Here is a 19538-nt window from a genome sequence, read left to right as displayed (position 1 = left end):
GCGTTTCGTTTTGGCGGCGCGTAACGATCGCCGGCGCGTCGCGGTCGTTCATGCGCCGAACGCGGCCTTCGCCAGCAAGCCGAGCGCGACGCACACGAGCACGGCCGCGAAACCGGCCTGCACATGCCGTGCGGCGAGGCGGCGCGACGCACCGCGGCCGGCGGCCATGCCGAGCGCGGTCGCGACGGTGAACCACAGCGTCACGTCGAGCGGCGCGCGCGTGCCCGACACGAGCGTCGCGAGCACGCCGCCGGTGCCGACCAGCGCGATCACCATCAGCGAGGTCGCGACCACTCCATGCATCGACACGTTCGTGAACTTGCGCAGCATCGGCACGATCACGAAGCCGCCGCCGACGCCGAGCAATCCCGTCATCAAGCCCGTGACCGCGCCGGTGGATGCCAGCGCGATGCCCACGGGCCACGACCACACGAGCCGGCCCGTATCGGGATTCACGCGGCCGACGCACAGCGGCGACGCGTGTGCGTCGGCCGCCTGCTGCCGCAGCGCCTGCCGCAGCAGACGGCCGGCGACGACCAGCATCGTCAGCGCGAACAGCGTGAGCAGCAGGCGCTGCGGCAGCACGTGCGCGAGCCGCACGCCGAGCGTGGTCAGCGGCACGCCGGCCACGGCCATCAGCAGCGCCGCCCGATAGCGCACGAGCCCGCGGCGAAAACCTTCGAGCGCGCCGAGCGCGGCGCTGCCGGCCACCGCGACGAGCGCGACCGGCGTGGCCTGCTGCATCGGCCAGCTCATCCCGACGACGAGCGCGGGCACCGCGAGAATGCCGCCGCCGGCGCCGGTCAGGCCGAGCACGGCGCCCACGAAGCCGCCGAGTACGAGAGAAATCAGCATGACGTCATCGCGCTCCGGTCAACGTGCGATCGCGGGCTTCGCGAGCCATTCGCGGCCCTTGAGCATCGCCTTCCAGTAGAGCGGCGGCAACACCCGCTCCTTGAGCAGCCACGCGAGCCGCGACGGGCGCTTGCCGTCGATCAGCCACGCGGGGAAGGTCGGCGCGACCTTGCCGCCGTACAGGAATTCGGCGAGCACGATCTTGCCGCGCTCGACGGTGAGCGGGCATGAGCCGTAGCCGTCGTAGGCGGCGTCGCCGTGCGCGCGGCCGAGCGACGCGAGCAGGTTGTGCGCGACGACGGGCGCCTGCTTGCGGGCGGCCGCGGCCGTTTTCGCATTGGTCGTGTTGGTGACGTCGCCGAGCGCGTAGATGTCCTCGAACTGCTTGTGGCGCAGCGTCGCCGGATCGACGTCGATCCAGCCGGCCGCGTCGGCGAGCGGGCTCGCGCGCACGAAGTCCGGCGCTTTCTGCGGCGGCACGACGTGGATCATGTCGAACGCACGCTCGACGGTTTCCTTGCCGCCGTCCGGCAGCGCGCGCGAGAACGTCGCGCGGCGTGCGGGCCCGTCGATCGCGACGAGGTTGTGGCCGAACGACAGCCCGATGTCATAGCTTTTCACGTACTCCATCAGCGCGGGCACGTAATCGGCGACGCCGAACAGCGCGCCGCCCGCATTCAGGAATTCGACGTTCGCGGCGTCGAGGCGCCCGGTGCGCCGCCAGTGGTCGCACGACAGGTACATCGCCTTTTGCGGCGCGCCCGCGCACTTGATCGGCATCGGCGGCTGCGTGAAGAGCGCATGGCCGCCGCGGAACGCGCGCACGAGCTCCCACGTGTACGGCGCGAGATCGTAGCGGTAGTTCGACGTGACGCCGTTACGGCCGAGCGTGTCGGCGAGGCCGTCGATCGCGTGCCAGTCGAGCTTGAGCCCCGGGCACACGACGAGCCTGCGATAGCCGATGCGCCGGCAGCCGTCGAGCACCACCACGTGCGCGTCGGGCTCGAAGCCCGCGACGGCGGCCTGAATTCGCTGCACGCCGCGCGGCAGCAGGTCAGTCATCCTGCGCGCGGTCGTCTCGGGCCGGAACACGCCCGCGCCGACCATCGTCCAGCCGGGCTGGTAGTAGTGGACGTCGGCGGGATCGATCACCGCGATGTCGAGCGAGGCGTCGCGCGCGAGTAGGCTCGACGCGACCGCGATGCCGGCCGCACCGGCGCCGACGATCACGATGTCGTGCCGCGGGTCCACGGCCGGCGCGCTCTGGCGGCCGCCCTGCACGATACGCGAGGCGAGCGCGCTCAGGTCGTAGCCGGCCGCGCCGGCGGTGGCGACGAGGTCCGCCAGCGGGCGCTGCCCGGCCTGCGACAGCGCCCACAGCGTGGCCGAACGCGTGCCGCTGCGGCAGTACGCGAGCACGGGCCCGTCGAGCGATGCGACGAGCGCGCCGAACCGCGCGGCCTGGTCGTCGGTCACCTTGCCGGTATCGACCGGCAGGTAATGCACGTCGATGCCGAGCGGCGCGGCGGCCGCGCGGATCTCGGTGACGGTCGGCTGGTCGGCGCCTTCGCCGTCGGGCCGATTGCAGACGATCGCGCGGATGCCCGCCGCGTGAAGCGCGGGCAGGTCGGCCGCCGCGATCTGCGGCGAGACCAACAGCGTGTCGGTCAGCTTGCGGATGGTGGTCATGTCGGGGTTCTCGGTGGGGTGCGGGCGCTCAGATCGCATCGAGCGGAATCTTCAGGTAGCGCACGCCGTTGCTCTCGGGCTCGGGCAGGTGGCCGGCGCGCATGTTGACCTGCACGGACGGCAGCATCAGCACGGGCATGTCGAGCGTCGCGTCGCGCGCGGTGCGCATCGCGACGAAATCGTCCTCGCTCACGCCGTCCTTCACGTGCACGTTCGCGCGGCGCTGCTCGGCGACGGTCGTCACGAACTGCACGTCGCGGCCGCCCGGCTGGTAGTCGTGGCACAGGTACAGGCGCGTGTCGGGCGGCAGCGCGAGCACCCGCGCGATCGAGCGGTACAGCGTGCGCGCGTCGCCGCCGGGGAAGTCGCAGCGGGCCGTGCCGTAGTCGGGCATGAACAGCGTGTCGCCGACGAACGCCGCGCGCTGCGTCGTGTCGTCCACGCAGTAGGTCATGCACGCGGGCGTGTGGCCCGGCGTGTGCAGCGCGCGGATCGTCAGCGCGCCGAGCGCGAGCGTGTCGCCGTCGTCGACGAGCCGGTCGAACTGGCGGCCGTCTTCCGCGAAACCGGGGCCTGCGTTGAACAGCGTGCCGAACACGTGCTGCACGCGGCGCACGTGCGAACCGATCGCGATCCGGCCGCCGACCCGTGCTTTCAGGTACGGCGCGGCCGACAGGTGGTCGGCATGCACGTGCGTTTCCAGCAGCCAGTGCACGGTCGCGCCGAGTTCGGCGACGCGCGCGATCAGCCGGTCGGCGCTCGCGGTGCGCGTGCGGCCGGATTTCGGGTCGTAGTCGAGCACGCTGTCGATCAGCGCGCATGCGCGGCTCGCCGTATCGAGCAGGAGATAGCTGACGGTGTGGGTGGCCGGGTCGAAAAAACCTTCGACCGACAGGGCGGGGGCGTTGCTCACGGGGTGTCCTCGAACGGGGTTCTGCATCTGCAATGGCGGTCTTTGTCTCAAGAAGCGTGCCAGTCGGTGGCGCAGCATCCGCCGATGTGGCAGGGGCTTGATTCAGCACGGATTTTCGGGGCGTCGGCGGCCCTGAGAAGGTGGTGGCGACATCCGGCGGCAGACGAGGACTGCCACAACTGGCAGTGCCGTGGCAGAATTGGCAGTCAGCCTGGCAGTCCGTCCGGGCGCCCCTTCGCCGAGCGAGCCGCCGCATGAATCCGCACGACACCATTCCGATCGTCCCCGTTTCGCGCCGCGACGCGATGCCGGACGTCCGCGCGCTCGTCGCGTATCTCGAGCAGGACCCGCAGCCGATGATCGTGGTCGACCCCGACTATCGGATCCTCGCGGCGAACGATGCGTACCGGCGCCAATTCGGCGTGGCCGGCGTCGAGCACGTGGGCCGGCACTGTTTCCAGGTGTCGCATCACTACGACGTGCCGTGCGACCAGGCCGGCGAGCATTGCCCGATGAAGCAGGCGCTCGAGTTGCGCGGGCTGAACCGCGTGCTGCACATCCATCACACGCCGCGCGGCCCCGAGCATGTCGACGTCGAGCTGCGGCCGATCTTCGATGCACACGGCAACGTGATCGCGTACGTCGAGCGGCTGACGACGGTGCGCAGCGCGTCCGCGCAGCCGAGCGCGGAAGGGCTCGTCGGCGGCTCGGACGCGTTCAACGCGGCGCTCGGCGCGCTGCAGCGCGTGGCACCCTCGACGCTGCCGGTGCTGCTGCTCGGCGAATCGGGCACCGGCAAGGAGCTGTTCGCCCGCGCGCTGCACGAGGCGAGCGATCGCGCGATGGGGCCGTTCGTCGTCGTCGATTGCTCGGGGATCGCCGAGACGCTGTTCGAGAGCGAACTGTTCGGCTACGAGAAAGGCGCGTTCACGGGCGCGAACCAGCGCAAGCCGGGCCTCGTCGAAACCGCGCAGGGCGGCACGCTGTTTCTCGACGAGATCGGCGACGTGCCGCTGCCGATGCAGGTGAAGCTGCTGCGGCTGATCGAATCGGGCACGTTCCGGCGCGTCGGCGGCGTCGAGGCGCTGCGCGCCGATTTCCGGCTCGTCGCGGCCACGCACAAGCCGTTGCGCGAGATGATCGACGACGGCCGGTTCCGCCAGGATCTCTACTACCGGATCAACGCGTTTCCGATTCCGCTGCCGGCGCTGCGCGAACGGCAGGGCGACGTCGCGCTGCTGGCCGAATCGATCCTGCGGCGGATCGCGAATGCGCGCGGCAAGGCGGGCGACGCGAATGCACGGCCATTCACGCTGACCGAGCGCGCGCGGGCATGCCTCGATGCGTATGCGTGGCCCGGCAACATCCGCGAGTTGCGCAACGTGCTCGAACGCGCGTGCCTGTTCGCCGATGACGGGACGATCCGCGTCGAGCATCTGCCGGCCGAACTCGTCGCGGCAGCGGCGGCGCCGCATGCGCAGGCGGCGGATGCGCGCGGCGTGTCGGACGCGGAGCTCGTCCGGATCGCGTGCGCGTTCGACGGCACGCGCAAGGCGCTGGCCGAGCAACTCGGATTGAGCGAGCGGACGCTGTACCGGCGGATGAAGGCGCTCGGGCTCGGCTCGCGCGAGCGCTGAACGGGCAGGTCGCGCGCGGCTGGCAGCGGCACGCGGCTTTGTCGATAATGGCGTGTTCGATTTCAGTGCTTTCGCTCCCGACGATGAAAAGACATGCCCTTTCGCGTTGCCTGTTGCTCGCAATCGCAGCGCTGGCCAGCCCGGCGCACGCCGCCGACTACACGTGGACCGATGCGGCCGGTGCGCACGCGGTGACACTCGCCAGAACCGCGTCCGGCGACGACGTCGAGCTCAAGGTGTCCGCGACGCTCGACGGCCACCCCGACTGGACGGTGCGCGACTACGTGAAGGATTGCCCGGTCGACGTGATTCTCGATGTCGTACCGAAGTCGATCGAAATGCGCGACCTGCTCGGCAACGGCCGCAAGCAGTTCCTGTTCGCGTACAAGATTGGTTGCCGGGGCGACGTGAGCGCCGATCAGGTCAAGTACTTCCTGATCGACGCGGGCACGAAGTACGTGCTGCGCGGCGAGGAGCTCGTCACGGTCAACGGCAAGTTCGTCGACGGCGGCGCGGCACCCGTGCCGAATGCGGACCTGAAGGCGCAGCCTGCGTTTCTCGGCTATATGACGAAGCGCTGGCGCGGGATCAGCATGCGCAACGACTAGACGGGCGCCGGGCCGTCGTATGCGCGATACCGGTTGCCAATGGTGAAACGGGCGGCACACGGGAACCCCGCCTGCCGCCCGCCCTTCATGCGATCAACGCGCCGGTGCGAGTTGCGCCATCGCTTCGCGCACGAAACCGAGCAGCGTGTCGTCGGTCCACGAATCCTTCGTCAGCGCCGGCTCGTTCATCAGCGCGTGGCGGAATTTCGCGTGCGTGGCCGGATCGTGGCCCGCGTAGCTGCAGAACAGCTCGAGCCAGCGCTGCGCGAGCGCGCGGCCTTGCGGCGAATCGGGCTGGGTGCCCGCATCGATCGCGTCGCGCACGTCGGCCATCAGTTGCGGCCATTCCATCGAGCGTTCGCCGTAGTGCGCCCGCATGAAGCGGATCTCGTCCGGCGCCAGATACTTCTCGAAGAGCCGCATCTTCGTTTCCGCCGAAGCGCGCAGCACGTAGTCTCGCAACGCGGTCGAAATGCCGATCTTCGACTGCATCGACGGTTCGTGCTCGTGCATCAGGTTCAGCTTCGCGAGCAATCTCGGATCGTTGTTCGTGTCGCGCACCAGCAGCGCCATCCAGCGCGCGGCGAGCGCACGCACGCGCTCGTCCTCGGCGGGCACGCCCGCGTCGTGCAGCGCGCGGACCTCGTCGACGAGCGCGATCCATTCCGCGTCGCCGGCCTGGCTCTTCTGGTACATCGGCAGGCGCGCGAGTTCTTCCTCGGAAAAATATTTGTCGTACACGGTCATCAACTCCAGTGTGGTGAGCCAATCGGCCAGTTCCGGCTCGGTGCCCGCCGCGAGCTGCGCATGCAGGCTCGCGAGCCGCTCGCGCAGCTGCGCGGTTTGCGCGAGCTGGCGGTCGAGCGACACGATCTGTCTGGCGACGAGATCGACGAGCGGGGTACCGGGCTGGTTCAGGTAGTCGCCGATTTCGGCGAGCGACAGTCCGAAGCGACGCAGGGCCTGGATCTGGTGGAGCCGGGCGATGTCGTCGCGGTCGTACAGCCGGTAGCCGTTGTCGGCGCGCGCCGAAGGCGTCAGCAGACCGATTGCGTGATAGTGATGAAGCGTGCGGACGGTCAGCCCGCTGCGTTTCGCCAGGTCTCCCACTTTCAGCCGCATTCGTTTCTCCGTTCGGTGCGCACACTGGAGTCTCGAACGTTACGCTACGTGAGGGTCAAGCGGAAGATCGGCGATCGGACAGGCGTGGCGGGGAGCCGCACGCGCGTCCGATCGAAGGGGGGGTTACTGCGCCGAAGGGGCGGCGTCGGGCGTGGCGGTGCGTGCCTGCGTGCCGGCCATGCCGGCCGTGCCGTCGCCGGCCGCGTGGCCGGTTTTACCCGACTTGTCACCGGTGTCGGCCGGCGGCGTGCCCATCGCCTGGTAAAGCCGCGCGGTATCCGCGAACCGTGCGCCGGTCGCGCGAATCTCGTCGAGCCGCGCATTGCGGTACTGCAGTTCGCTCGCTCGCGCCGCTGACGGCGGCAGCGCGCCGAGCCGCACGCGGGCGGCCGCGTCGTCGTATGCGCCACGGGCGGACAGCGCGGCGCGCGACGACGCATCGAGCGCCTCCGCGTCGTGCTCGAGCGCCGCGAGCGAATCGGCGACGTTCTGGAACGCGCCGAGCACCGCCTGCTTGTACTGGTCGACCGCGGCCTCGTAGGTCGCCTTCGCCGCGCGGCGCTGGGCGAGCAGCGCGCCGCCATGGAAGATCGGCTGGCTCAGCGACGCGCCGACGTTCCAGATCGCGCCGGCGCCCGACAGCATCGCCGGCCAGCTGAAACCGCCTTTGCCCATCGCCGCCGACAGCGACAGTTGCGGAAACATCTGCGCGGTCGCGAGGCCCACTTCGGCGGCGGCGGCCTTCAGCCCCGCGTCGGCGGCCTGGATGTCGGGGCGGCTTTGCAGCAGGTCCGTCGGCACGACGACGGGCACCTGCTCGGGCAGGTGCAGATCGGTCAGCGCGAGATCGGCCGGCGGCCGGTCGGGCGTGCGGCCGACCAGCACCGCGAGCGCGTGGCGCGCCGAGTCGCGCTGCTGGCGCAGTGCGGGCAGGCTCGCGGCGAACGTGTCGGCGCTTTGCCGGGCGTTCAACGCGTCGCTGCGCGAGGCCGAACCGAGCGCATGGCGGCGCTCGGCGTCGTGCGCCTGGTCGTTCGCGAGCGCGACGAGCCGCTCGGTCGTGTCGATCTGCGCATTGAGCACCGACACGGTGATCGATGCGGTCACGATGTTCGCGGCCAGCGCGCGCCGCGCGGATTCGAGCTGGAACGCACTGACGTCGACGCGTTTCGCGAGCGCGCGGTTCGCGAAACGCGACACGCCGAACAGGTCGACCGTGTAGCTCGCCTGCAGTTGCCCGACGAACGTGTCGTACAGCAGCGTCGGCGCGCCGAGCGCGGGAATCGGCACGCCGAGCGCGCGCTGGCGCGTGGCCTGGCCGCCCGCGTCGATCGACGGCAGCATCGAGCTGCCGATCTGACCGCGCAACTGTTCGCGCGCGGCATCCAGCGAATGCGACGCCGCGCTGAGCGTCGGGCTGTTGCGCAGCCCTTCGTCGACGAGCGCGTTCAGCGCATCGGAGCGGTACTGTTTCCACCAGTCCGGCACCGGCTGCGCGCCGACCTCGAACTGCTGCGCGACGCCGTGCGCGGACACGGTCTGCTCGACTTGCGGCGCGGCGCCGTAGTGCGCGGGCGACGGCATCGCAGGCGGCTCGCCGCTCGGCGCGAACCATGCGCAGCCCGCGAGCGGGCCGGCAAGGCTCACCACCGCGAGCGCACGCACGGCTTTCGTTTTCAGGGTCATCGATCGATCCATGGTCAGGCTCCCGACGGCGCGGCAGGCGTGCCGCCTGGCGGCGGGCCGTCCTGCGGGTCGCGTTCGTCGCGCTTCACGCGGAACCACGTCGCGTACAGCGCAGGCAAGTAGAACAGCGTCAGCACGGTCGCGCTCGTGATGCCGCCCATCAGCGCGGTCGCCATCGGCCCGAAGAAGTTCGAGCGCAAGAGCGGGATCAGCGCGAGCACGGCGGCCGCGGCCGTCAGCGTGATCGGGCGGAAGCGCCGCACGGTCGCGCCGATGATCGCGTCGATGCGGCCGTGGCCGGCCGCGATGTCCTGCTCGATCTGGTCGACCAGGATCACCGAGTTGCGCATGATGATCCCGAACATCGCGATCACGCCGAGCATCGCGACGAAGCCGAACGGCTGGCCGAACAGCAGCAGCGTCGCGACCACGCCGATCAGCCCGAGCGGGGCGGTCAGCACGACCATCAGCACGCGCGAGAAGCTCTGCAGCTGGATCATCAGCAGCGTGAACACGGCGATCGCCATCAGCGGCATCTGCGCGTTGATCGACTTCTGCGCCTTCGCGCTTTCCTCGACCGAGCCGCCGATGTTGATCTGATAGCCGACCGGCAACTGCGCGCGCAGCGCATTCAGCTTCGCGTCGACCGCATGCGTGACGTCGATGCCCTGCGCGCCGGCGTGCACGTCCGACTGCACGGTGATGGTCGGCTGGCGGTCGCGCTCCCACACGACGCCGTATTCGAGCGTCGGCGTGAAACGGCCGAGCGAGCCGAGCGGCACGGGGCCGTTCGGTGTCGGCAGCGCGAGGCCCGCGAGCTTGGCCGGATCGACGCGGTCGGCGCGCGGCGCGCGCAGGTCGACGGCGATCAGCTTGTCGCGCTCGCGATACTGCGTGACGGTCGTGCCGGACAGCGTCATCGCGAGGAAGCTCGACACGTCCTGCGACGTGACGTTCAGCTCGCGCGCCTTCTTCTGGTCGAGCTCGAAGCGCACCGAGCGCTCGGCCGGCTCGTCCCAGTCGAACTGCACGTTGACCGTGCGCGCATCGCCGCGCATCGTCGCCGCGACCTTCTCGGCGATCGAGCGGACCGTCGCGATGCTGTCGCCGCTCACGCGGAACTGCACCGGATAGCCGACCGGCGGGCCGTTCTCGAGCCGCGACAGGCGCCAGCGCACGGCCGGGAACGTGTCGCGCAGCGTCGTTTCGAGCCAGGTCGCGAGCTTCTCGCGGTCCTCGACCGATTTCGCGGTGATCACGAACTGCGCGAAGTTCGGCAGTTGCAGCTGCTGGTCGAGCGGCAGGTAGAAGCGCGGCGCGCCGCTGCCGACGAAGTTCACCGCATGATCGATCTCGGGCCGCTTGGCGATCACCTTCTCGAGGCGCTCGGTCTCGCGCAGCGTCGCCGCGAACGACGCGCCTTCGGGCAGCCGCAGGTCGACCAGCAGCTCGGGCCGGTCGGAGCTCGGGAAGAACTGCTGCGGCACCAGCGAGAAGCCCATCATCGCGACGACGAAGAGGGCGCCCGTGATCAGCAGCACGACGAAGCGCCGCTCGATGCACCAGTCGATCCAGCCGCGCAGCCGCCGGTAGAAGCGCGTGTCGTAGATCTCGTGCTCGTGATCGTCGGGCAGGTGCGCCTCGTGCGCGTGCCGCTTGCGCTCGGGCAGCATGTGATAGCCCAGCAGCGGGATCAGCACGACGGCCGCGAACCACGACGCGATCAGCGCGATCGCCGACACCTCGAAGATCGAGCGCGTGTATTCGCCGGTGCTCGATTTCGCGAGCGCGATCGGCAGGAAGCCCGATACCGTGACGAGCGTGCCCGTCAGCATCGGGAACGCGGTGCTGGTGTACGCGAACGCGGCGGCGCGCGCGCGGGTGTAGCCCTGTTCGAGCTTCACGGCCATCATCTCGACCGCGATGATCGCGTCGTCGACGAGCAGCCCGAGCGCAAGCACGAGCGTGCCGAGCGACACCTTGTGCAGCCCGATGTCGAACAGGTACATGAACAGCGCGGTGACCGCGAGCACGACCGGAATCGAGATCACGACGACCATCCCGGTGCGCAGCCCGAGCGACACGAGGCTCACGACCAGCACGATCGCGACCGCCTCGGCGACGGCTTCGAGGAAGTCGTCGACCGAATGCGACACCGCGTGCGGCATGCTCGACACCTCGGTCAGCTTCAGGCCGGCCGGCAGTTGCGCCTGCAGATCCTTCGATTCGGCGTCGAGCGCCTTGCCGAGCCGGATCACGTCGCCGCCCGGCTGCATCGTCACGCCGATGCCGAGCACGGCATGGCCGTTCGTTCGCATTTGCGTGACTTGAGGATCGTCGTAGCCGCGTTTCACGGTCGCGAGATCGCCGAGCCGGAACGTGCGGCCGTTGATGCGGATCAGCGTATTCGCGATCGCGTCGACGTTGTCGAACTGGCCGCTCGGCCGCACGAACACGCGATCGTCGGCGGTCGTCAGCACGCCGGCCGACGAGATGTCGTTCTGCGCGTTGATCGCCTGGCCGAGCTGCTGCGGCGAGATGCCGAGCCGCGTGAGCTGCGCGTTGTTGACCTCGATGAAGATCCGCTGGTCGGGGTCGCCGAAATAGTCGACCTTGCCGACGCCCGGCACGCGCAGCAGCACGGTGCGCAACTGGTCCGCGTAGTCGTGCAGTTGCGCGGGCGTGAAGCCGTCGCCCTCGAGCGTCCAGATGTTGGTGTAGACATCGCCGAATTCATCGTTGAAGAACGGGCCCTGCACGCCGGGCGGCAGCGTATAGCCGATGTCGCCCACTTTCTTGCGGATCTGGTACCAGGTTTCGGGCACGTCCTTCACGGGCGCCGAATCCTTCATCGTGAAGAAGATCAGCGATTCGCCGGGGCGCGAATAGCTGCGCAGGAAGTCGATGGCCGGCGTTTCCTGCAGCTTGCGGCCGATCCGGTCGGTCACCTGTTCCTGCACCTGCCGCGCGCTCGCGCCGGGCCAGAAGGTGCGGATCACCATCACGCGGAACGTGAACGGCGGGTCTTCGGACTGCGCGAGCCGCGTGTAAGCCAGGATGCCCGCGAGCGTCGCGAGCGCGATCAGGTAGACGACCAGCGCCTGGTGGCGCAGCGCCCATGCGGACAGGTTGAAGCGGCCTTCTTCGTGGGAGACGCTCACGATGCGAAGTCCTCCGGATGCAGCGGCGCGATCGCGCGCACCTTCTCGCCCGCGCTGACCGTATGGACGCCCTGCAGCACGACGCGCTCGCCCGGCTGCAGCCCGTGCGACACGGTGACGGTGCGCTCGTTGAAGCGCGCGACGTCGACGCGGCGCAACTCGAGCGTGTCGTCCTTGGTGCGTACGACCCACACGGCCGGATGCGGCCCGTCGTGGAACAGCGCGGTCGCGGGCAGCGTGATCGGCTGCGTGTCGCCGGCGGCCGGCGCGCCGTCGAACGCGACGTCCGCGGTCATGCCGAGCCGGATCGCCGGATCGGGCGTGCCGAGCGTGAGCTTCACGCGGTAGGTGCGGCTCTGCGGATCGGCGGCCGGCGCGATTTCACGCACCTTCGCGGCGAACCGGCGGCCCGGTACCGACGGCAGCGTGACGGTCGCCGCATGACCGGGCGCGAGCGACGCGAGCGCGGCCTCGGGCACGTCGCTGACCACGTCGACGTCGCCCGACCACGCGAGCTGGTAGACCGGCTGGCCGGCCGACACGTTCTGGCCCGTATCGGCCTGTTCGGCGGTGATGGTGCCCGCATGATCGGCGACGAGCGTCGCGTAGCGCAGTTGGTTCTTCGCGAGCGCGAGCTGCTGCTGCGCCTGGTCGCGCTGCGCGAGCGCCGACGTGTAGCTGTTCTGCGTTTGTTCGAGCTGCGCGGTGGCGATCAGGTTTTCGCGGGCCTGCGCGCGATCGCGGTCGAGCTGCTGCTTCGCGAACGCGAGGCTGTGCGTCGCGGCCTCGAATTGCGCCTGCGCACTCGCGGCGTTCTTTTCGACGTCGGACGGATCGAGCAGCGCGACGACCTGGCCGACCTTCACCGTATCGCCGAGCCGCACCCGGCGCTCGATGATCTTGCCGGCGATGCGGAACGATAGCGGAGTGGCATAGCGCGGCTGGATGTCGCCGGGCAGCGTGCGCGCGGCCGCGACGGTGTCGGCCCGCGCGGGCAGCGCGACGACGGGGCGCGGGGCGGGCGGTGCGGATTCTTTCGGATGACAGGCGGCAAGGACGAGCGCGGCGCCGATCAGCAGCGCGGCGCGGGAACCGGAGCGATTCACGAAACCCCCAGGTGAGGTGGAGCGGAACGAAGCCGGCAAGCGCGGCGGGCGCTTGCCCCAAGCGGCGCCGGCATGGGCGCCTACGGATAGACGAACGACATCTGCAGAAACTGTGGTGAATTCTAATACACACCTGTATCTGAATGCAAAGATGAATCTGAAAGGCAAGGGATGCTAGACTGCGCGGCATGAAACCACAGCGCTTAACTCGCGAGCAGAGCAGGGACCAGACGCGTGAACGTCTGCTGAAAGCCGCGCATCGCATTTTTCTGAAGAAAGGGTATGTGGCCGCGAGCGTCGAGGACATCGCGGCGGCGGCCGGCTATACGCGCGGCGCGTTCTACTCGAATTTCCGCAGCAAGTCCGACCTGTTGCTGGAATTGCTGGAGCGCAACCACGAGGAGGTGCAGGCCGACTTCGTGGCGATTTTCGAAGGGGGCGGCACGCGCGAACAGATGGAATCGATGGCGCTCGCGTACTACCGGACGCTGTTTCGCGACGACGAGTACTCGCTGCTGTGGGGCGAGGCGAAGCTGCAGGCGGCGCGCGACGCGAAGTTTCGCGTGCGCTTCAACCAGTTCCTGCACGGCAAGCGCGTGCAGATGGCCGAATTCATCCAGCGCTTCGCCGAGCGCTCGGGTACGCCGCTGCTGCTGCCGGCCGATACGCTCGCATTCGGGCTGATGTGCCTGTGCGACGGCGTGCAGTCGTACTACACGGCCGATCCGCAGCACGTGTCGGCCGACGTGGCCGAGTCGGTGCTCGGCGGGTTCTTCGCGCGGGTCGTGCTGGGGCGTGCGCCGGACTGACCGGTGCGGATGGTGCGGATGGTGCGGATGTTGCGGGCGGTGCGGCGACGCGGCGTCAGCGTTCGCCGGTCATTCGCCGGTAGGCATCGAGCAGCGACGTCTTGTAGACCACGCCCGCGAGCGTCGGCTCGGCTTCGCTCTCGATCACCGGCAGGCGTTCGCCCTGGAACGCCATGAAGCGTTCGAGCGCGGTCGCGAGCGGCATGTCGGGCGTGAGCAGCGGAAACGGCGTGTGCGCGTAGTGCGCGGCCGTCTTGTCGGTCGTGTCGCGCTTGTCGAGCAAATCGGACGTGATGTCCTTCAAGGCGACCGCGCCGCGAAAGCGCCCGGCATCGTCGGTCACGTACAGATACTTCACCGGATATTCGAGAAACACGCGCGTCATGTCGGCGACGCTCGCGGTGAGCGGCACGACCGTCTGCGCGGGCTGGATCAGCTCGCGCATCTGCGTGGTGCGCAGCCGCTGCCGCTCCTGCGCGTCCTGGTAGTGGTGCTGCGTGATTTCATACATCGACGTGGTGCCCGTCGCGCGCGCGACGAAATACGCGAACACGCACGACACCAGCAGCGGCAGCACGACCTGATAGCTCAGCGTCATCTCGAAGATCATCAGGATCGCCATCAGCGGCGCCTGCGTGGCGCCCGCCATGAACGCCCCCATCCCGACGATCGCATACGCGAAATACGCGGACGTATGGCCGGGCCACAGTGCGTCCATCGCGAATCCGAACAGCGAGCCGAACACGGCGCCGACGAACAGCGTCGGCGTGAACACCCCGCCGATCGCGCCCGAGCCGGCCGTCGCGGCCGTCGCGATCACCTTGAACACGAGGACCGCGACGAGCGCCTGCCAGGTCCACGGCGCATGGAGGATCTGGTTCACGACGCTGTAGCCGTTGCCCCACACGTCCGGAATCCACACCGAGATCACGCCGACGACGAGGCCGCCGAGCGCGAGCCGCACGGGCAACGGCACGGGTAGCCGCTTGAATTGCGTCTTCGACGCGTCGAGCAGGTGCAGGAACTGCGGCGCGAGCACGCCGCACAGCGCGCCGAGCACGACGAACGGCAGCACCTCGGCGCCCGTCACGGCCGGAAACACCGGCATCTCGTACGGCGGCCGGTAGCCGACGAATTCGCGCATCACGATGTTCGCGACGACGGATGCGACGACCATCGGCCCGAAGCTCTCCATCGCGATCGTGCCGAGCACGATCTCCGATACGAAGAACGCGCCGGCGATCGGCGCGTTGTACGCGGACGTGATGCCGGCCGCCGCCCCGCACGCGACCAGCAGGCGCAGGCGCGGCGGGTCGAAGTGCGCGAAGCGGCCGACGAGCGACGCGGCGAGCGCCGCGAGCTGCACCATCGGGCCTTCGCGGCCGATCGAGCCGCCGCTGCCGATCGTCAGCAGCGACGACACGCTGCGCCACAGGCTCTGCCGTACCGGCACGACGCCGTTGCCGAGCGCGACCGACTCCATGTAGTCGGTCTTGGCGGCCTCCTTGTCGCCGCGCGTCGCGAGCAGCAGCACGCAGCCGGCGAGGAAGCCGCCCGCGGCCGGCATCCAGAACCGCAGGTACCACGGCAGGCTCTTCGCCATCTGCACGAAGCTGCCGCTGTGCCCCGAGATCAGCCGCTGCATCAGGTCGATGCCCTCGCGGAACGCCATCGTCGCAAAGGCGCCGCCGACGCCGACGATGGCCGACCAGATCAGCATCGTATGGGCGTCCGACAGGCGGAACAGCGTTCGGGCGCGAGTGCGCAGCTTCAGCAGGAACGAGAGCACGGCTGAAAGGGGGCGATGGAAAACGACGCGAAGCATAGCACTGCGCCGCGCCCGCGGGACTTCCCCGTCGGGCTTCCCATAGGGCGCGGCGCGCGAACCGCCGCGGACGTGCGGCTCAGCCAAGCCAGTGCTGCACGGCCCAGGTGATCCCGTAGCCGCCGGCGATCAGCCACACGTTCAGGATCAGGCCGGTCATCAGCGCACGCGGGCCGGCCGCGCGGATCTGCGCGACGCGCGTCTCGATGCCGAGTGCGGTCATGGCCATCGTCAGCGCGAAGGTGTCGAGCACGTTCAGCGTATGCGTGGCCTCGGCAGGCAATACGTTCAGCGAATTGACGATCACGAAGCCGAGGAAGCCGAGCGCGAACCAGGGCACCGCCACCTTGCGCTTGCCTTGCGTGCCGCCGGCCGTGTCGCGAGCCGCGCGCGCGGAACGGGACGAACGGGCGAGCCACCAGCCGAGCGCGAGCAGCACCGGCACCAGCAGCATCACGCGCGTCATCTTCACGATCGTCGCGACGTGCACGACCTCGGGGCTGATGTCGCTCGCCGCGCCGACCACCTGCGCGACTTCGTGGATCGTGCCGCCGAAGAACAGGCCGAGGCCGGCCGGATCGAGGTTGAGCAGCCCGGCGTGATAGGCGAGCGGATACAGGAACATCGACAGCGTGCCGAACAGCACGACGCTGCCCACGGCCATCGCGCTCTGGTGCGGCTTCGACTGCAGCGTCGACTCGAACGCGAGCACCGCGGCCGCGCCGCAGATCGCGCTGCCGGCGGCGGTCAGCAGTGCGGCGTCGCGGTCGAGCTTCATCAGCTTCATGCCGACCCAGGTGCCGATCGCGAGCGTGCTGACGACGATCAGTACCGACACCGCGAGGCCCGGCAGCCCGACCTGCGCGATTTCCTGCAGGCTCACGCGCAGGCCGAAGAACGCGACCGCGATACGCAGCAGCTTGCGGGCGGAGAAATTGACGCCGGCCGCCCAACTGGCCGGCATGCCGTCGCGCAGCGCGTTGCCGTACAGCGCGCCGGCGACGATACCGACGATCAGCGGCGACAGGCCGAGCCCCGCGATCGCGGGAAGCTCGGACAGGCTCGTGACGGCGGCGGCGAACAGCGCGACGAACAGCACGCCGTTCAACTGGCCGCGCATCGACGGCGCGGCGTGGTTGAGAGGGGAAGTCGGAGCAGTGGACATGGAGCACCGTGATGGAGCGTGTGGCGATGTTGTAATCCTAATTTCGTTATATCGATATGAAAAATTGTGATTTGTGACATAAACTATCAGAAAAGCCGATAATTCATCTCCATGACCCCGGATCAACTGATAACGTTCGCCGCCGTCGCCGAGCATCTGAACATCAGCCGCGCCGCCGTGGCGCTGCACCTGTCGCAGCCTGCCGTGTCGGGCCAGTTGCGGCTGCTGCAGGACGAGTTCGGCGAGCCGCTGTACCAGCGCGACGGCCGCGGCATCCGCCTGACGCCGGTCGGCGAACAGCTCGCGCAGTACGCGAAGGCGCAGCGCGACACGTTCGCGCAGGCACGTGCGTTTCGCGACGCGGTGCGCGGGCTGGAAGCCGGCACGCTGCGCATCGGCGCGAGCACGACGCCGGCGAGCTACCTGCTGCCGTACCTGATCGCGGCGTTCCAGCCACGTGCGCCGCGTGTGTCGATCCAGACGATGAGCGGCAATACGGCCGACGTGGTCGCGGCGCTGCCGTCGCTCGACATCGCGCTGATCGAAGGGCCGCCCGGCGAGGCGTTGCCGCCGGGCACGGCCGTGCACGCGTGGCACGAGGACGAGATCGTCGCGATCGTGCCGGCCGGCCATCCGCTCGCGGCGCCCGGCTACGACGCGGGCGTGACACTCGACGCGCTTGCCGCGCATCCGCTCGTGCTGCGCGAGGCGGGCTCCGCGGTGCGGCAACTCGTCGAACGCGCGTTCGCGCATGGCGGCGCGCCGATGCGTGTCGCGTTCGAGATCGCGGGGGTGGAGGCGGTGAAGGAGGCGGTGCGCGCAGGGATGGGCGTCGGGTTCGTGTCCGCGATGTCGCTGCGTCACGAAGATGCGGCGCTCGTGCCGCGCTCGCTGGCGCCCGGGCCGCTCACGCGGCATTTCTCGATCCTCGTGCCGCATGGCGGCGCGCCGTCGCGGGTCGCCGCGCAATTCCTCGACATGAGCCTCGCGCAGGACCTCGCGTAGGCGCCGGACACCGTGCCGGGAACACGCGTTGCGCGCTGACGGGCGCGTATTCACGGAACAACCGAGCCTTAGGGATTTCCTCTATGGCGTGGGTCCGAAGCGAAGCGCACCATCCGTCTCAAGCAAATGGAACCGGTTCCATTCCGGTGAAAAAGGGCAACATGGCAGACATCGTGATCGTGGCGAGCGCATTCGGGATGGACCGGGTGCGCCAAGAGGGCCACAGTGCATTCATCGCGACCGTGGCGGCATCCGGCGCGACCGGTTTCGAGGTGCGGCGCGAACTGTTCACGTCGGACGACGATACGGCGCCCGGCGCGCTGGCCGCGCTCGGCGCGCAGATCGCCGGCCACGGACTGTGGTCGGTCTATTCGACCCCCGACTCGCTGTATACCGAAACGGGTGCGCTCGACGTCGACGCCTTGCGCGACGCACTTACGCAAGCCGACGCGCTCGGCGCGCGCTTCGTGAAATTCCAGCTCGGCGGCTTCGCCGGCGACGCGCACGCGGCCGAGATCGTCGCGCTGTCGCGCGGTGCGCGGGCTCGCGTGGTGGTCGAAAACGGCCAGCCCGAGATCGGCGGCGCGTTCGTGCAGTTCCGCGGGCTGTTCGACGCGCTCGCCGATGCCGGCCTGCCCGATGCGCTCGGCATGACGTTCGACATCGGCAACTGGCAATGGCGCGGCGAAGCGCCGCTCGACTGCGCGCAGGTGCTCGCGCCGCACGTGGAATACATTCATTGCAAGACCATCGAAGGCGAGGGCGCGCGCCGTTTCGCCGTCGCGCCGGCGCCGAACGATCCGCTCGTGACCGGTGTGCTCGCGGCACTGCCGCAGCACGCGCCGCGCGGCATCGAGTTCCCGTTCGACGCGGCCGACCTGGCCGGCGATGCGTGCCGGCGGGTCGCATGGCTCGCGACCGCGTGACCACGTGACCGCAGCAGGATCCTGAGGAGTTCAGTCATGAAAGCAGCACTCGATGTCGTGACCTACGGCGAAGCGATGGCGATGTTCGTCGCGACGGAGCCGGGCCATCTCGCGCACGCCGGGCAATTCGCGAAGCGGATCGCCGGCGCCGATCTCAACGTCGCGATCGGCCTGTCGCGGCTCGGCTTCCGGGTCGGCTGGATGAGCCGGGTCGGCCGCGATTCGTTCGGCCGCTACGTGCTCGACACGCTGGCGCGCGAGGGCATCGACGCGTCGTGCGTGACCGTCGATCCGCGCTACCCGACCGGTTTCCAGCTGAAGTCGCGCAACGACGACGGCAGCGACCCGACCGTCGAATATTTCCGCAAGGGCTCGGCGGCAAGCCACCTGTCGTGCGACGACTACGTGGCCGACTACGTGCTCGGCGCGCGCCACCTGCACCTGACGGGCGTCGCGCCGGCGATCTCGGCGACGTCGTGCGAACTCGCGTTCCGGCTCGCGCGCGAGATGCGGGCGGCCGGCAAGACGATCTCGTTCGACCCGAACCTGCGCCCGACGCTGTGGCCGTCCGCCGACGTGATGGCGAAGACGCTGAATGCGCTCGCGACGCTCGCCGACTGGGTGCTCCCGGGCCTCGCGGAAGGGCGGCAACTCACCGGCCACGACACGCCGGCCGACATCGCGGGCTTCTATCTCGCGCGGGGCGCGCGCGGCGTCGTGATCAAGCTCGGCGAGCAAGGCGCGTATTTCCGCACGGCCGACGGCCGCGCGGGCACGGTCGCCGGCGAGCGCGTTGAAAAGGTCGTCGATACGGTCGGCGCCGGCGACGGCTTCGCGGTCGGCGTGGTCAGCGCGCTGCTCGAAGGGCGCAGCGTCGAGCAGGCGGTCGCGCGCGGCAACCGGATCGGTGCGCTCGCGATCCAGGTGATCGGCGATTCGGAAGGATTGCCGACGCGCGACGCGCTCGACCGGCTCGAAAAGGTCAGCAATCACGCCGATCGCTTAGAGGAAACCGTCACCGCGCAATGAGA

Annotated in this window: 15 protein-coding genes; 6 read left to right on the top strand and 9 right to left on the bottom strand. The window is 69.5% G+C overall.

What is annotated here, in order from left to right; translation table 11 throughout:
- Positions 1 to 48: 48 nt before the first annotated feature.
- From HWX07_RS20700 to HWX07_RS20690, 3 genes are read right to left on the bottom strand one after another with little or no spacing between them, the layout of a single operon-like run.
- The gene (locus tag HWX07_RS20700) at positions 49 to 855 is read right to left on the bottom strand and encodes a sulfite exporter TauE/SafE family protein (protein ID WP_175877509.1); all 807 of its coding nucleotides are present in this window, start codon (positions 853 to 855) and stop codon (positions 49 to 51) included.
- An 18-nt stretch (positions 856 to 873) separates the two neighbouring features.
- Complete coding sequence (locus HWX07_RS20695; protein ID WP_175877508.1) at positions 874 to 2544, bottom strand: bifunctional protein tyrosine phosphatase family protein/NAD(P)/FAD-dependent oxidoreductase; 1671 nt, start codon at positions 2542 to 2544, stop codon at positions 874 to 876.
- Between the two features lie 28 nt (positions 2545 to 2572).
- The gene (locus HWX07_RS20690; RefSeq protein ID WP_175877507.1) at positions 2573 to 3457 is read right to left on the bottom strand and encodes an MBL fold metallo-hydrolase; all 885 of its coding nucleotides are present in this window, start codon (positions 3455 to 3457) and stop codon (positions 2573 to 2575) included.
- 254 nt (positions 3458 to 3711) lie between these two features.
- Between HWX07_RS20690 and HWX07_RS20685 the strand changes: the two genes are divergently transcribed.
- Together HWX07_RS20685 and HWX07_RS20680 are read left to right on the top strand one after the other, a co-directional pair.
- A complete protein-coding gene (locus tag HWX07_RS20685; protein WP_175877506.1) occupies positions 3712 to 5094 on the top strand; it encodes a sigma 54-interacting transcriptional regulator in 1383 nt (460 codons plus the stop codon).
- 83 nt (positions 5095 to 5177) lie between these two features.
- On the top strand, positions 5178 to 5702 hold the full coding sequence (locus HWX07_RS20680; protein ID WP_175877505.1) for a DUF4124 domain-containing protein: 525 nt from the start codon (positions 5178 to 5180) through the stop codon (positions 5700 to 5702).
- Positions 5703 to 5795: 93 nt separating this feature from the next.
- Here HWX07_RS20680 and HWX07_RS20675 read toward each other — a convergent pair whose 3' ends face one another.
- The 4 genes from HWX07_RS20675 to HWX07_RS20660 all read right to left on the bottom strand — a co-directional run bounded on the left by HWX07_RS20675 (position 5796) and on the right by HWX07_RS20660 (position 12777).
- Positions 5796 to 6824: a MerR family transcriptional regulator gene (locus HWX07_RS20675; protein ID WP_175877504.1), complete on the bottom strand. Its 1029-nt coding sequence runs from the start codon at positions 6822 to 6824 to the stop codon at positions 5796 to 5798.
- A gap of 123 nt (positions 6825 to 6947) precedes the next feature.
- Complete coding sequence (locus tag HWX07_RS20670) at positions 6948 to 8522, bottom strand: efflux transporter outer membrane subunit (protein WP_175877503.1); 1575 nt, start codon at positions 8520 to 8522, stop codon at positions 6948 to 6950.
- 2 nt (positions 8523 to 8524) lie between these two features.
- Positions 8525 to 11671, bottom strand: coding sequence for an efflux RND transporter permease subunit (locus HWX07_RS20665; protein ID WP_175877502.1), 3147 nt, complete (start codon positions 11669 to 11671; stop codon positions 8525 to 8527).
- A complete protein-coding gene (locus HWX07_RS20660; protein WP_175877501.1) occupies positions 11668 to 12777 on the bottom strand; it encodes an efflux RND transporter periplasmic adaptor subunit in 1110 nt (369 codons plus the stop codon). The genes HWX07_RS20665 and HWX07_RS20660 overlap by 4 nt, the downstream gene beginning before the upstream one ends.
- A gap of 188 nt (positions 12778 to 12965) precedes the next feature.
- Here HWX07_RS20660 and HWX07_RS20655 point away from each other — a divergent pair, with 188 nt between their 5' ends.
- Positions 12966 to 13586 (top strand): TetR/AcrR family transcriptional regulator, encoded by a 621-nt coding sequence (locus tag HWX07_RS20655; protein WP_175808627.1) that lies wholly within the window; start codon positions 12966 to 12968, stop codon positions 13584 to 13586.
- Between the two features lie 55 nt (positions 13587 to 13641).
- Here HWX07_RS20655 and HWX07_RS20650 read toward each other — a convergent pair whose 3' ends face one another.
- Positions 13642 to 15375: a ClcB-like voltage-gated chloride channel protein gene (locus tag HWX07_RS20650; protein ID WP_208457114.1), complete on the bottom strand. Its 1734-nt coding sequence runs from the start codon at positions 15373 to 15375 to the stop codon at positions 13642 to 13644.
- Between the two features lie 115 nt (positions 15376 to 15490).
- Complete coding sequence (locus HWX07_RS20645) at positions 15491 to 16576, bottom strand: YeiH family protein (RefSeq protein ID WP_175877499.1); 1086 nt, start codon at positions 16574 to 16576, stop codon at positions 15491 to 15493.
- 111 nt (positions 16577 to 16687) lie between these two features.
- On the opposite strand from HWX07_RS20645, the gene HWX07_RS20640 reads away from it, so the two are divergent.
- The 3 genes from HWX07_RS20640 (at position 16688) to HWX07_RS20630 (ending at position 19536) form a co-directional block, all read left to right on the top strand.
- Positions 16688 to 17581, top strand: a complete 894-nt coding sequence (locus HWX07_RS20640; protein WP_175877498.1) for a LysR family transcriptional regulator — start codon at positions 16688 to 16690, stop codon at positions 17579 to 17581.
- A gap of 161 nt (positions 17582 to 17742) precedes the next feature.
- Positions 17743 to 18507 (top strand): TIM barrel protein, encoded by a 765-nt coding sequence (locus HWX07_RS20635; RefSeq protein WP_175877497.1) that lies wholly within the window; start codon positions 17743 to 17745, stop codon positions 18505 to 18507.
- Positions 18508 to 18543: 36 nt separating this feature from the next.
- Positions 18544 to 19536, top strand: coding sequence for a sugar kinase (locus HWX07_RS20630; protein WP_175877496.1), 993 nt, complete (start codon positions 18544 to 18546; stop codon positions 19534 to 19536).
- The last annotated feature ends 2 nt before the right edge of the window (positions 19537 to 19538 follow it).

Source organism: Burkholderia sp. BCC0097 (assembly GCF_902832985.1).
In the GTDB taxonomy this organism is placed as follows: Bacteria; Pseudomonadota; Gammaproteobacteria; order Burkholderiales; family Burkholderiaceae; genus Burkholderia; species Burkholderia orbicola.
This window is presented reverse-complemented; position numbering and strand designations above follow the sequence as displayed.